We start from the raw sequence: 12749 nt of genomic DNA on the forward strand, positions 1-12749 counted from the left end.
TTGGGGGGCTCTCACCATATGCGGTTACCCCAAGCGGACGGAACGGCCCTATGCGGCCGGCTTTTCCCGCGTGCCGTGGAGAGCCGGCGCAACATCGCCTTCGCCCCGCTTGCGCGATGGCGGGCGCAGCCGGATGAGGGGCGCCGTCCAGTGCCGTTCCTTCACCCGCGGCAGCGCCTCACAGCCGCCCGCGCCGTCTTCCGTGAGGGCCAGCCCCGCGTCGCGCAGCAGCCGGGCGTCGCGTCGCGCGAGGAGGAGCCGCAAGGCCTCCCGCTCCGCCTGCCGCCGGCGAAACCGTATCCAGTGGTCGCGTAGTGTTCCGATGATTCCCATGGCCCTGCCTTCCTTTGCCGGACAAAGCCAATCAAAATCATGGACATTTCACAAACGAATAGCGATGATGCCTGGTATCAGAAAAAGCGATGGCGCCATGTATCCCCCTCTCGAAAGCGATCTGCTCCGCATCTTCGTCGCCGTCGCGCAGGCCGGCAATGTCACCCATGCCTCCGACAGGCTGGGGCGCACCCAGTCGGCGGTGAGCATGCAGGTGCGCAAGCTTGAGGAGGCGGTGGGCGTGACGCTCTTTGCCCGCGGCCCGCGCGGCGTCGCCCTGACGCCGGAGGGGCAGCGGCTGCTGCCCTATGCGCGGCGCATCGTCGGGCTTGTCGACGAGACGACGGCGGCGATGCGCGCGGTGCCGCTCGACGGGCCGGTGCGGGTCGGCATTCCCGAGGAATACAACCAGACGGTCCTGCCCAATGCGCTGGCCGCCTTCGCGGAGATCCATCCGGACACCGAGGTGACGGTGCTGTGCGGCTACACCGCGCAGCAGCTTGCGGCGCTGGAGGCCGACGACCTCGACCTCGCCATCATCTTCGACTGGTGCGAAGGGGTTTCGGGCGAGCTGCTGGCCATCGACCCGACGGTCTGGGTCACCTCGGTGGCGCACAACCGCCACCTCGAGCGCCCCATGCCGGTCGCCGTCTACTGGCGGTCGAGCTGGTGCCGGGATTTTGCCCTGCGCTCGCTGGAGCGCCACGCGATCTCCCACCGCATCGCCTATACCTGCGACACCAGCGGCGGGCTGCGCTCGGCGGTGGTGAGCGGCCTCACCGTCGCGCCGCTGTCGCGCAGCACCATCCCGCCCGGCACGCGCGAACTGACCGCGGCGGAGGGCTTTCCGCCGATCGATTCCTCCCGCGTCGTGCTGAAACGCAATCCGCGGCGCAGCGGACCGACGATCGACGGCATGGCCGACATGATCCGCAAATCCTTCGGGCCGCTGGCGCCGGCAGCCGATCAGGCCTTCGGATAAGCCTTTTCGAGCCCGCCCGAGCGGGTGAGGCCGGCGCGGAAGGCCGCATGCGCGGCGTGCTGGCTGGAGCGGGCGGCCTCGGTCAGCCGCATCTGCAGGCGCGCGGGCGCCGTCTCGCCCAGCCATTCGCCGAGCCTTTCCAGCTTCAGCGAATTGAGGAAGCGGGCGGCGGCGGCGCGGTTCAGGTGCACGTCGAGGCCTTCGAGCAGGTTCTCGTCCTGCTGGGGGTTTTCCATCAGGAGGCGCAGATAGGCCTGGTCGGCCTCGCCGAGGGCATCCAGCTTGTCGGCCACGGTCTCCCGGTCGGGAAAGGCTGCAAGATCGGCACTCATGTTCGTCCCCCAAGAATCGCTGTTGTCCTAGATAGGACAGGGAAAAAGCGGGTCGCAAGCCTGGAGTGGATGTTTGGACTAAAAATCCAATATTGACAAATTCTCCATTTTTGGATTGTCATGCCGCCATGTTCGATTCATCCAATGCCGACATCTTGCTTCGCCAGCACGCCGCGACGGCCGTGGCCGTCTCCGCCTTGTTCTATCCCCATGCCGAGGTCGTGCTGCACGATCTGGAGACGGGAACGATCGCCGGTATCTGGAACGCCTTTTCCGGCCGCAAGGCGGGCATGGAATCGCTCGTCGGGGCGGCGCTGGAGGAGGCCGGCGAGGGCGGCATCTACGGCCCCTACGAGAAGACCGGCGAGGACGGGCGGCGCCTGAAATCGGTGACGGCGGTGCTGAAGGACGATTTCGGCCAGGCGCTCGGTCTTTTCTGCATCAACATCGATGTCTCGCATTTCGATGCCGCGGCAAAACTGCTCTCGGCTTTTGCCGGCGCGGCGGCCACCCGCCCGGCATCGCTTTTCGCCGGCGACTGGCGGGAAGAGATCAACACCGCGCTGCACGATTGGCTGCGCACCCGCGGGCTGGCGCTGACGGCGCTGAAGAAGGGCGACCGGGTGGCACTGGTCGCCGCGCTCGACGAGCGCGGCCTGTTCCAGACCCGCAACGCCGTCGACCATCTCGCCGGCCTCATCGGCGCCTCGCGCGCCTCGATCTACAATTACCTCGCCGATGCCCGGCGCCAGAGCCAGAAGGACAGGACCCCGTGACCACGCTGCCGGATTTCCGTCTCGAAACCCATTTCTCGCGCTGGGAGTTCAAGGCGCGCCACCACATGACGGCGAGCGACGCCGAGACGATGGCCATGTCGGATCTCCTGGCGCTGGCCGGGCCTGAGGATCGCGAGGCCTGGGAGCGCGTCGCGCTCGGCTATACCGAGACCTGGGGCGCGCCCGAACTGCGCGAGACCATCGCGACGACCTATGACACGCTGTCGGGCGCCGATATCCTGACCTTCGCCGGTGCGGAGGAGGGGCTCTACTGCGCCATGCTGGCGCTGCTTGCGCCCGGCGACCATGCCATCATCACCGTGCCGAACTACCAGTCGATGGAGACGATGCCGGTCACCATATCAGGCCATGTCACGGGCATCGCGCTCCGGCCGGAAAACCGCTGGCAGCTCGATCTCGACGACGTGCGCGCCGCGCTGCGCCCCGAAACAAAACTCATCGCCGTCAATTTCCCCAACAACCCGACGGGCACCATCGCCGACCAGGCAATCTTCCACGGCCTGGTCGATCTTTGCGCCGGGCGCGGCATCCATCTTTTTTCCGACGAGGTCTATCGCGGGCTGGAGATCGACGCCGCAAAGCGCCTGCCGCAGGCCGCCGACCTGTTCGACAAGGGCATCTCGCTCAACGTGATGTCCAAGGCCTACGGCCTGCCGGGCCTGCGCATCGGCTGGATCGCCTGCCGCGACCACGCCCTCCTGTCGCGCATGGAGAAGATGAAGCATTACCTGTCCATCTGCAATGCGCGCCCTTCCGAGGTGCTGGCCGGCATCGCGATCAGGGCGCGCGAGACGATCTTCGCCCGCAACCGCGCGCTTTGCGCGCAAAACATCGCCAGGATCGGCGCATTCTTCGCCGAGTATCCGGACCTGTATGAGTGGGTCGCGCCCGATGGCGGCTGCGTCGCCTTCCCGCGCTATCTCGGCAGGGACGGCGTGGAGGAACATTGCCGCCGGCTGGTGGAGGAGAAGGGCGTCCTGCTGCTGCCCTCCAGCCTCTACGTCTCGGACCTCCTGCCGGTGCCGGCGGACCGTTTCCGCGTCGGCATCGGGCGCAGGAACATCGATGCCGGGCTTGACGCGTGGCGTTCGTTCCTTTTGGAAGAAATGCTTTAGATTCTTGTTTTTGCTGAATTATCCAACGCCGAAGCGATTCCGCTTCGGCTGGAAATGCTCTAGCCGCGGCGGCGGCCGCGTTCGCGGGCGGGCGCGGCGGCGCTTTCGTCGGCGGTCTTGTTGCGCAGCGGGCCGATCTTCTCGACGATGGTTTCGAGCGTCGGGCGTTCGCGCGGCTCGTGCGCGTCCAGCGCCGCGCGCATGGCGGCGAGGTGCTCGCAGGACGTGCCGCAGCAGCCGCCGATGATGCGCGCGCCGGCATCGCGGGCAAGGCGCGCATAGTCGGCCATCAGCGGCGGCGTGCCGGAGTAAAAAATTTCCGCGCCGCGATATTCCGGGATGCCGCAATTGCCCTTGACGACGACGGTCGCGGCCGGGTCGGCACCGGTCATGTCGAGCAGCGAGGAGAGGATGTCGGAGGCGCCGACGCCGCAATTGGCGCCGACGGCGAGGGGACCTGCGCCGATATCGCCGGCAACGCCGTGGATGTCCTTCGGGTGCAGGCCCATCATGGTCTTGCCGGCCGTGTCGAACGAGCCGGTATAGACGAAGGGCATGCCGACCTTGGTGGCGGCCTCGGCCGCGGCGCGGATTTCCTCCGGCGAGGACATGGTCTCGATCCAGGCGACGTCCGCGCCGCCGGCCTTCAGGCCCTCGATCTGCTCGGCGAAGGCGGAAACGGCGTCGTCATAGGTCATCGCGCCGAGCGGCACGAGCAGTTCGCCCGTCGGGCCGACGGAGCCGGCGACGATCACCGTGCGCTCCGCCTTGTCGGCGACGGCGCGGGCGATCTCGGTGGCTTTTTTGTTGAGGTCGAAGACGCGGTCCTGCGCATGGTGCAGCTTCAGCCGGTGGCGCGTGCCGCCGAAGGTGTTGGTCAGGATGATGTCGGCTCCGGCATCGACGAAGTCCTGGTGCAGCTTCGTGATGTTCTCGGGCTTGGCCTCGTTCCACAGTTCCGGCGCTTCCCCGGCTTCGAGGCCCATGGCGAAGAGCGAGGTCCCGGTCGCGCCGTCGGCGAGCAGGAAGGGCTTTTCGGCAAGAAGCTGGGCAAGCGGGTTCGTCACGGTCATGGGCAGATCCTCTGTTTGTCACATCATATAAAGATTTCTTTATGTGATTGCAACGACGGATTGGCGGCTCCTTCGAGGAAGGTAGCTGAGGGGTCGCAACCTCTCCTCCGTCATGGCCGGGCTTGACCCGACCGTCCACAGCCGCGGGTGCCGAGTGGACCCTCGGGTCAAGCCCGAGGGTGACGAAGGAAGGGGAAGCGGGTGAGGAAGGGACCTTTCCAAACGGGAGAGGACGCCCGGGGCGCCCTCTCTGCTCGTCTGTGTGGGTCAGGCCGCCTTCGCCTCGTGGCTGGTCGGCGTCACCATCGAGGAGATGATGGCGCTGAGGCTGATGGCGCCGATCGGCCGGCCCGCCTCGTCGACGACATGGGCGAGCGTCTGGTTGGCGGACGTCATGGCGCGGGCGGCCATTTCGAGCACGGTGCCCTTGGCGATCGGCATGCCCTCGGGATTGCCCGAGAGCGGCGCCATGATCGTCTCGATATTGACCACGCGGCCGCGGTTCACCTCCTTGACGAAGGCGGTGATGTATTCGTCCGCCGGGTTCAGCACGATCTCCTGGCCGGTGCCCTGCTGCACGACCATGCCGTCGCGCAGGATCGCGATCTTGTCGCCGAGGCGCAGCGCCTCGTCGAGATCGTGGGTGATGAAGACGACGGTCTTCTTCAGCTCCTTCTGCAGGTCGAGCAGTACGGTCTGCATGTCGACGCGGATCAAGGGATCGAGCGCCGAATAGGCTTCGTCCATGAGCAGGATGTCGGCGTCGTTGGTCAGCGCCCGGGCAAGGCCAACGCGCTGCTGCATGCCGCCGGAGAGCTGGTTCGGATAGTGGTTTTCGAAACCGGCAAGGCCGACGCGGTCGATCCACTGTTTTGCGCGCTTTTCCCGCTCCGAAGCCCCGACGCCCTGGATTTCCAGGCCGTAGACCGTGTTTTCCAGCACCGTGCGGTGCGGCAGCAGCGCGAATTTCTGGAACACCATCGCCGTCTTGTGGCGGCGGAACTCGCGCAGGTCGTTCTCGTTCATCCGACAAACGTCGACGCCGTCGTAGAGCACCTCGCCGGCGGTCGGGTCGATCAGCCGGTTGATGTGGCGGATCAGCGTCGACTTGCCGGAGCCCGACAGGCCCATCACCACCATGATGCCGCCGGCGGGCATGGAGATGTTGATGTCGCGCAGGCCGAGCACATGGCCGTATTTCTGGTTCAGTTCGGCCTTGCCGAGGCCGTTCTTGACCGCGTCGACATAGTCACCGCCCCGCGGGCCAAAAATCTTGTAGAGATTGCGGACCTCGATTGCATGACTAACCATGAATTACCTCCGAATGCTTCTGCAGCCGCTTGCCGTAGGCCTGGCTTGTACGGTCAAAGATGATGGCGATGGCCACGAGCGCGAACCCGTTGAGGAACCCGACCGTGAAGAACTGGTTGTTGATGGCCTGGAGCACGTTCTTGCCGAGCCCGCCGACGCCGACCATCGAGGCGACGACGACCATGGCGAGCGACATCATGATGGTCTGGTTGATGCCGGCCATGATGGTGGGCAGGGCGAGCGGCATCTGCACGTTCTTCAGCTTCTGCCAGCCGGAGGAGCCGAAGGCGTCCGCCGCCTCCAGGACCTCCTTGTCGACCAGCCTTATGCCGAGATTGGTGAGGCGGATCATCGGCGGCACGGCATAGATGACGACCGCGATGAGGCCCGGCACCTTGCCGATGCCGAAGATCATGACGACGGGGATGAGGTAGACGAAGCTCGGCATCGTCTGCATCACGTCGAGGATCGGGTTGACGAAGGCCTGCACCCGGTCGGAGCGGGCCATCAGAATGCCGATCGGGATGCCAACGATGACGGCGATCAGCGTACAGACCGTCACCATGGCGAGCGTCACCATCGTGTCGTTCCACAGGCCGAGAAGCCCGATGGCGCACATGGAGACGGCGGTGCCGATGGTAATCCTGATGTTGCGGCTGCCGAAATAGACGATGGCCAGCATCGCGATCAGGATGATCGGCCAGGGCGAGCTGACGAACAGCCGCTCCAGGTAGTTCAGGAACGATTGCAACGGCTGGACCATTGCATCGATGATGTTGACGTAACTCCTGACGAGGCTCTTGAAGCCGTCGTCGATGATTTTTCTAGCTCCGCGGATGCTGGCATCACTGAAGGCCGGAAACTTGCAAAGAAAGCCTGGCAAAAGTTCGCATAGGCCTGCCATCCTCTTCCCCTCTTCTACCGGAAGTTATTGTCCCGCGCCGCAATAGAACATTGATGCAATTGCGAACGGAACGGCGCACACAGGGATATTCTTGTTGTCGGTTCCCGGCTTGCAGGTTCGTCATGACACGAACTGCAGCATGATATTGTGCTGTTTGCGACCTCTGCAGTTTCTTGGCGGGCGTCCGGCGGAAAAGCCGGCCCTTCGTTCAGGTCGCGGGAAAGCCGGCAGCCGGATGGGCTGCCGGCAAGCTGCCGTCAGAGCGCGGCCTTCACCTTTTCCGCGACGTCCGGGGCGACCCACTTGGTCCACATGTCCGGATAGTTTTCGAGGAAGTGCCGGGCGGCGTCCTCGTTGGTGCCCTGGTTCTCGCCCATCCAGGCCAGCACCTTGCCGACCGTGCCGTTGTCCCACTGGCGCGTCTTCATGTAGTCCATGGCGACGCCGGCCTTTTCGGAGAAGGCCTTGGTCACGACGGTGAAGACGTCGGAGGTCGGGTAGGAGTTGACCTTCGGGTTGGCGCAGTCCGGCACGGCGGTGCAGGCGTCCCAGTCGGCCTTGTCGTGGTCGACGCCGAAGGAGAGCTTCGTCATCTCGTACTTGCCGAGAATGGCGGTCGGCGCCCAGTAATAGCCGAGCCAGCCGCTCTTCTTCTCGAAGGCATTGGCGATGGAGCCGTCGAGGCCTGCGGCCGAGCCCGTGTCGACGAGCGTGAAGCCGTCCTTGTCCGCATCGAGCGCGCGGTAGAGGTTGTCCGTCGAGACCTGGCAGTTCCAGCCCGAGGGGCAATTGTGCACGGCGCCCTTGGAGGCGTCTTCCGGTGCGGGGAACAGTTCGGGATGCTTCAGCGCGTCCTGCACGGTCTTGATGTCGGGATGCGCGTCGGCGAGGAATTTCGGGATCCACCAGCCTTCGACCCCGCCTTCCGAAAGGAGCGGCGCAAGCTGGATCAGGCGGCCTTCGGCGATCGCCGCGTCGAGCGGCGTGCGCACGGCGTTGACCCACATTTCGGGCGCGACGTCCGGCTCGCCCTTCTCGTTCATGGAGGTGAAGGTCGGCATCGTGTCGCCGGTCACCAGCGTGACCGTGCAGCCATAGCCGTTCTCGAGGATGAGCTTGTCGACATGCGCGGCCACGCCCGCCGAGGCCCAGTTCATTTCGGCGATCGAGACTTCGCCGCAGTCTGCCGCCTGGGCAGAACCGGCAAAGCCATAAAGGCCGGCGGCAAGGATAGTGGAAGCGAGGAGCTTCTTCATGGATTAAGACCTCCCAGTCTTGGATGCAGCGATCAACCCGGAGGGCAGCGCAGGTTACTGCGTTATCCCGACTGCCCGAAAGTTTTGCGACAGCCACGGGGATCCGATGCCAGGTGAGGCGAGCCAATCCAATCCCCCTGCTGCAGCGACGCCGAGCCTTTTTCTGATCTGCCGGCGGAACCCTGTCACCGGCACCCTACGTCGTACGTCGCGAGGGGTAGCCTACGGGTTCTCATTGAGAAATCAACCTCCTGCGCGGCGGCCTGGTCCTTCCGGGCGGCCGAAAGGCTGAAATTCCAGCAACCCTGCGGTGGAATTTTTGGGCGTTTGCTCGCATCGGGGCAAATGATCGGGGCGCCATTCGCGTAACCGGGCGCGATGGTCGCCGAAAGCGGACAGATCCTGTCGCGAATGCGCCGCGGCGGCCTTTTGCGATACGATCGCGGGAATTTTCAAAAAAGAGCGCGATTCATCTTTGCTTAAGTTCCCGATAACGGTCCGGTAAGGATGTGCCGCTATTGGTTCTCTCACGGCGGGGGACACCGCCGCCCGCTCCGGAAAGGTATTGCGTACCGGGGTGCCTGGGCTTCGACGCGTTCTTGTCGAATGCCGCCATGCGTATTTTGGCAAGCCGTGCATCACCGCAAGGGATGCGCGGCTTTCGCCGTTTCAGGGATCGTGAAAGCAATAAAAAACGCCGCCTCCCGGAGAGAGACGGCGCCGTATGCGAGCGGGACCTGACGTCGCGCTCGAAGGATCAGCCGACGTTGCGCGTGCGGATGAAGCCGAGGGGACCGAGCGGCGCGTCCATGACGACGTTGCGCACGCGGGACTGGCTCTGGGGGGCTTCGCCGTTCCAGGCGATCTGTACGAAGTTCGGCTTGCTGAAGATGAACAGCATGGTCTTTGTCCTTGAAACCCGAAGCCACGCGCCTCGGCTGTGTGATGTCGCAGATATAGGCGTTCTCCCGCGTAAAACCAGGGTCGTTCACGGCGCAATATGTCGCAAATGGAATGGCATGGCAGCCATGCTTGCCGCGCATGGCGATCGGCTCGCCGATGACCTGTGCGGGCGCTGCGAGATTGCGGCGGAATTGCGGTGAATCAGGGCTTTTCGGTGGTCGGCGGGAATGCTACGAGGGCCGCATGACCAGAACGATCATGCTCCAGGGCACCGGCTCGGATGTCGGAAAAACGGTATTGGTGGCGGGGCTCTGCCGCATCGCCGCCAATCGCGGGCTGAAGGTGCGTCCCTTCAAGCCGCAGAACATGTCGAACAATGCCGCCGTCTCGGCCGACGGGGGAGAGATCGGCCGGGCGCAATGGCTGCAATCGCTCGCCGCCCGCGTGCCGTCCTCCGTGCACATGAACCCGGTGCTGCTCAAGCCGCAATCGGAGACCGGCAGCCAGATCATCGTGCAGGGCAGGGTGTTCGGCCAGGCCAAGGGGCGCGACTACCAGGCGCTGAAGCCGAAACTGATGGGCGCCGTCATGGAGAGCTTCGCGACGGTCGCGGACGGCGCCGACCTCGTCGTCGTCGAGGGCGCGGGCTCGCCGGCGGAAATCAACCTTCGGGCCGGGGACATCGCCAATATGGGCTTTGCTACCCGCGCCGGCGTGCCGGTCGTGCTCGTCGGCGATATCGACCGTGGCGGCGTCATCGCCTCGCTGGTCGGCACCCACGCCATCCTGCCGGAGGAAGACCGGCGCATGGTCGCCGGCTATCTCATCAACAAGTTCCGGGGCGACGTAACGCTGTTCGACAGCGGCATCGCCGAAATCGCCCGCTTCACCGGCTGGCCCTGTTTCGGCGTCGTGCCGTGGCTGAGGGAGGCGGCGCGCCTGCCGGCCGAGGATTCGGTCGTGCTGGAGCGGCTTGCCAAGGGCGGCGGCGGGGCGCTGAAGGTCGCGGTGCCCGTTCTTTCGCGCATCGCCAATTTCGACGACCTCGATCCGCTCAAGGCCGAACCGGATGTGGACGTCGTCTTCGTGCGAGCGGGCGAGCGGCTTCCGGCCGATGCCGGCCTCGTCGTTCTGCCGGGCTCCAAATCCACCATCGCCGACCTTGAGGATTTCCGTGCCGCCGGCTGGGACCGCGACCTTGCGCTGCACATGCGCCGCGGCGGCCGGGTCATCGGCATCTGCGGCGGCTACCAGATGCTCGGCAGCCGCGTCACCGATCCGCTCGGCATCGAGGGCGGCGCGCGGGAGGTCGAGGGGCTCGGCCTGCTGGCGGTCGAGACCGAGATGGCGCCGGAAAAGACCGTGCGCAACAGCACGGCCCGCTCCGTGCAATACGGCGTGCCGCTCGAAGGCTATGAGATCCATCTCGGCCGCACCACCGGGCCGGATACGCTGCGCCCTGCCGTCCGCATCGACGGGCGGCCGGACGGCGCACTCTCGGCCGACGGGCGGGTGATGGGCACCTATCTGCACGGTCTTCTGTCGAGCGACGCCTATCGCGCCGGCCTGCTTGCCGATTTCGGCATCGAGGGCGGCGGCTTCGATTACCGGGCGAGCGTCGATGCGGCGCTCGACGGCGTGGCGGCGGAGCTGGAGGCGGTTCTCGACCCGCGCTGGCTCGACGGTCTTTTAAGCCGGGGCTGATTAAACCGCCCGCCTGAAACGTACAGCTATCGGGTTCCTCCGCCGCCGGCCTGCCGCACCAAAGTTGCGCCAGAATTCGGTGCGAGGAGTGATGGAAATCCGCCCGGGATCGCCGGGCGCTGGCGCCTTCGCGCGATCCGAAAGGGTGGAATATATGGGTTCTGGACCTCTCGCACGCTCCGTTCTGGTGCGGCTCGGCCTTGCCGGCATCGTCGGGCTGTCGCTCGCCGGCCAGCCGGCCGTCGCCTTCGCGCAGGCCGCCACCGGCAAGGAGGCCGGCAGCGCCGGAAAACGCTGGGAAGAGGAATTCTCGCTCTGGCAGAAGGTTTCGGCCGGAAGCGACGTCGCGCAGTACGAAGGCTATCTGAAGCAATATCCGAACGGCACCTTCGCCTCCATGGCGCGCCTGCGCATCGCGGAATTGCAGGCTGCCGCCAAGGCGAAGCCGGCGACGGACGCCTCCGAGCAGGCCGAGGCGGACGCCAAGGCCAGGGCCGACGAGGCCGCCGCTGAGAAGGCGAAAGCCGAGGAGGAGGCCCGCAAGACCGCCGAGGCCGAGAAAGCCAAGGCCGACGCGGAAGCCGCACGCCTGAAGGCCGAGGAAGAGGCGCGGAAGACGGCGGAGGCGGAAAAGGCCAGGGCCGATGCGGAAGCCGCGCGCCTCAAGGCCGAAGAGGAGGCGCAGAAGGCTGCGGAAGTAGAAAAGGCGAAGGCCGATGCCGAGGCGGCGCGCCTGAAGGCGGAAGCGGACGCGAAGAAGGCGGAAGAAGCGGCCGCGGCGCGCAAGCTTGCAGAGGAGAAGACCGCGGCCGAGGAGAAGGCACGCGTGGAAGCCGCCGCGGCGGAAAAGGCGCGCGTCGAAGAGGCGGCGCGCCTGAAGGCCGAGACGGAAGAGAAGGAGGCGGCTGCCCGAAAGCTGGCTGAAGAGCAGGCTGCCGAGGCAGAACGGCTGAAGGCGGAGGCCGCGGCTGCCGCGGACAAGGCCAGGACGGAAGAGGCTGCCCGCCTGAAGGCCGAAGAGGCCGCCGCGACGGAAAAGGCGCGGGCCGAAGAGGAAGCCGCCGCCCGGCGCGAAGCCGAGGCCAAGCGCATCGAATCGGAAAAGGCCGCCGCGGCCGAGAAGGCACGGATCGAAGAGGAGGCGGCCGCCGCCCGCAAGCTTGCGGAAGAGAAGGCCTCCGAGGTGGAACGGCTGAAGGCGGAGGCCGCCAGGGCCGCCGCCGACGCGAAGGCCAAGGCGGCGGAAGCGGCCCGCCTTGCCGAGGAGGCCGAAAAGCGCGCCGAGGAAGCGGCCGCTGCCGAGCGTGCGGCGAAGGACACCGCGGCTGCCCGCGAGGACGACACGCAGGAGGCCGACAGGAAGAACCGCGGCCTTGCCGTCGAAGAGGCCGCCGACGCGGAAAAGCGCGAGGAGGAGACGTTCCAGAAAGCCGTGCTGGAGGGCTCGGAAAAGGCCTTCCGCGCCTATCTCGACGAATATCCGGACGGTCGTTTCGTCGCGGATGCGCGTGCGCGCCTTTCGGCGCTGGCGAATACGGCCCGGCAGGAGGCGAAGCCGAAGACGGACGGCAAAGCGGCCGTCGTGGAGACCGAACGCAAGGCGGAGCAGCCGGCGGTCGATCGCCGCGAGGCCTATATGGACCGCGCGATCCGGGCGCAGGCCCAGCGCTGGCTGAGCATGCTCGGCTTCAACACCTATGGCGTCGACGGCGTCTTCGGCGCGCGCAGCCGCGCCGCGATCGCCGCCTGGCAGGGCGCGTCGGGCTACCGCGCCGACGGCTACCTCTCCCGCCAGCAGTACCGCGCCCTTCGCCAGGCCGCGCAATATGCCGAGGCCGGGCAGGATCGCCAGCGCCGCTACCGGCAGGACTATGACATGCTCGAAGGTCCGGTCGACGGCTATTACGAGCGCTACTACCGCGACGACGGCTATTACAACGGCGGCGGCGTGGTGATCATTCCCGGCTATTGAGATTGCGACGGCCCGGCGGCGGTTTCGGCACAGGCGATGACGCTGCCGGTCGATTGACTTCGCAGGG

12 protein-coding genes are annotated in these 12749 nt (G+C 66.2%); 5 read left to right on the plus strand and 7 right to left on the minus strand.

All coding sequences use genetic code 11. The features are described from left to right. Nucleotides 1–48 precede the first annotated feature (48 nt). The gene (locus AB3G45_RS14405) at nucleotides 49–333 is read right to left on the minus strand and encodes a hypothetical protein (protein ID WP_367831217.1); all 285 of its coding nucleotides are present in this window, start codon (nucleotides 331–333) and stop codon (nucleotides 49–51) included. 97 nt (nucleotides 334–430) lie between these two features. Here AB3G45_RS14405 and AB3G45_RS14410 point away from each other — a divergent pair, with 97 nt between their 5' ends. After that, nucleotides 431–1315 carry a LysR family transcriptional regulator gene (locus AB3G45_RS14410; RefSeq protein ID WP_367831218.1) on the plus strand — a complete coding sequence of 295 codons (885 nt, stop codon included), beginning with the start codon at nucleotides 431–433 and terminating at the stop codon, nucleotides 1313–1315. Here the strand turns inward: AB3G45_RS14410 and AB3G45_RS14415 are convergent. Continuing rightward, the gene (locus AB3G45_RS14415) at nucleotides 1300–1647 is read right to left on the minus strand and encodes a hypothetical protein (RefSeq protein ID WP_367831219.1); all 348 of its coding nucleotides are present in this window, start codon (nucleotides 1645–1647) and stop codon (nucleotides 1300–1302) included. The genes AB3G45_RS14410 and AB3G45_RS14415 overlap by 16 nt on opposite strands. Before the next feature lie 128 nt (nucleotides 1648–1775). Between AB3G45_RS14415 and AB3G45_RS14420 the strand changes: the two genes are divergently transcribed. Continuing rightward, on the plus strand, nucleotides 1776–2423 hold the full coding sequence (locus AB3G45_RS14420) for a transcriptional regulator (RefSeq protein WP_367831220.1): 648 nt from the start codon (nucleotides 1776–1778) through the stop codon (nucleotides 2421–2423). Further along, entirely contained in the window at nucleotides 2420–3559 is a 1140-nt protein-coding gene (locus AB3G45_RS14425) for an aminotransferase class I/II-fold pyridoxal phosphate-dependent enzyme (RefSeq protein WP_367831221.1), read from the plus strand. The genes AB3G45_RS14420 and AB3G45_RS14425 overlap by 4 nt, the downstream gene beginning before the upstream one ends. A 59-nt stretch (nucleotides 3560–3618) precedes the next feature. Here the strand turns inward: AB3G45_RS14425 and bmt are convergent, their stop codons facing one another. From bmt to AB3G45_RS14450, 5 genes are all read right to left on the minus strand, one after another. Beyond that, complete coding sequence (gene bmt / locus AB3G45_RS14430) at nucleotides 3619–4632, minus strand: betaine--homocysteine S-methyltransferase (RefSeq protein ID WP_367831222.1); 1014 nt, start codon at nucleotides 4630–4632, stop codon at nucleotides 3619–3621. A 267-nt stretch (nucleotides 4633–4899) separates the two neighbouring features. After that, nucleotides 4900–5943, minus strand: a complete 1044-nt coding sequence (locus AB3G45_RS14435; RefSeq protein WP_367831223.1) for a glycine betaine/L-proline ABC transporter ATP-binding protein — start codon at nucleotides 5941–5943, stop codon at nucleotides 4900–4902. Continuing rightward, nucleotides 5936–6847, minus strand: coding sequence for an ABC transporter permease (locus AB3G45_RS14440; RefSeq protein WP_367831224.1), 912 nt, complete (start codon nucleotides 6845–6847; stop codon nucleotides 5936–5938). Before AB3G45_RS14440 ends, AB3G45_RS14435 begins: the two co-directional genes overlap by 8 nt. 257 nt (nucleotides 6848–7104) lie before the next feature. Further along, on the minus strand, nucleotides 7105–8103 hold the full coding sequence (locus tag AB3G45_RS14445; protein ID WP_367831225.1) for an ABC transporter substrate-binding protein: 999 nt from the start codon (nucleotides 8101–8103) through the stop codon (nucleotides 7105–7107). Nucleotides 8104–8860: 757 nt separating this feature from the next. Next, a complete protein-coding gene (locus AB3G45_RS14450) occupies nucleotides 8861–9004 on the minus strand; it encodes a hypothetical protein (RefSeq protein WP_023517380.1) in 144 nt (47 codons plus the stop codon). Nucleotides 9005–9249: 245 nt separating this feature from the next. Here AB3G45_RS14450 and AB3G45_RS14455 point away from each other — a divergent pair, with 245 nt between their 5' ends. Continuing rightward, the gene (locus AB3G45_RS14455) at nucleotides 9250–10710 is read left to right on the plus strand and encodes a cobyric acid synthase (RefSeq protein WP_367831226.1); all 1461 of its coding nucleotides are present in this window, start codon (nucleotides 9250–9252) and stop codon (nucleotides 10708–10710) included. Nucleotides 10711–10864: 154 nt separating this feature from the next. Further along, nucleotides 10865–12682 carry a peptidoglycan-binding protein gene (locus AB3G45_RS14460; protein WP_367831227.1) on the plus strand — a complete coding sequence of 606 codons (1818 nt, stop codon included), beginning with the start codon at nucleotides 10865–10867 and terminating at the stop codon, nucleotides 12680–12682. Nucleotides 12683–12749 lie beyond the last annotated feature (67 nt).

This window comes from Shinella sp. S4-D37 (assembly GCF_040812195.1).
Lineage (GTDB): Bacteria > Pseudomonadota > Alphaproteobacteria > Rhizobiales > Rhizobiaceae > Shinella.

Excerpts from the sequence above, each read along its gene's own strand:
- AB3G45_RS14405 (WP_367831217.1), bottom strand. The coding sequence starts at position 333 with ATGGGAATCATCGGAACACTACGCGACCACTGGATACGGTTTCGCCGG.
- AB3G45_RS14410 (WP_367831218.1), top strand. The coding sequence starts at position 431 with ATGTATCCCCCTCTCGAAAGCGATCTGCTCCGCATCTTCGTCGCCGTC.
- AB3G45_RS14415 (WP_367831219.1), bottom strand. The coding sequence starts at position 1,647 with ATGAGTGCCGATCTTGCAGCCTTTCCCGACCGGGAGACCGTGGCCGAC.
- AB3G45_RS14420 (WP_367831220.1), top strand. The coding sequence starts at position 1,776 with ATGTTCGATTCATCCAATGCCGACATCTTGCTTCGCCAGCACGCCGCG.
- bmt (WP_367831222.1), bottom strand. The coding sequence starts at position 4,632 with ATGACCGTGACGAACCCGCTTGCCCAGCTTCTTGCCGAAAAGCCCTTC.
- AB3G45_RS14435 (WP_367831223.1), bottom strand. The coding sequence starts at position 5,943 with ATGGTTAGTCATGCAATCGAGGTCCGCAATCTCTACAAGATTTTTGGC.
- AB3G45_RS14440 (WP_367831224.1), bottom strand. The coding sequence starts at position 6,847 with ATGGCAGGCCTATGCGAACTTTTGCCAGGCTTTCTTTGCAAGTTTCCG.
- AB3G45_RS14445 (WP_367831225.1), bottom strand. The coding sequence starts at position 8,103 with ATGAAGAAGCTCCTCGCTTCCACTATCCTTGCCGCCGGCCTTTATGGC.
- AB3G45_RS14450 (WP_023517380.1), bottom strand. The coding sequence starts at position 9,004 with ATGCTGTTCATCTTCAGCAAGCCGAACTTCGTACAGATCGCCTGGAAC.
- AB3G45_RS14455 (WP_367831226.1), top strand. The coding sequence starts at position 9,250 with ATGACCAGAACGATCATGCTCCAGGGCACCGGCTCGGATGTCGGAAAA.
- AB3G45_RS14460 (WP_367831227.1), top strand. The coding sequence starts at position 10,865 with ATGGGTTCTGGACCTCTCGCACGCTCCGTTCTGGTGCGGCTCGGCCTT.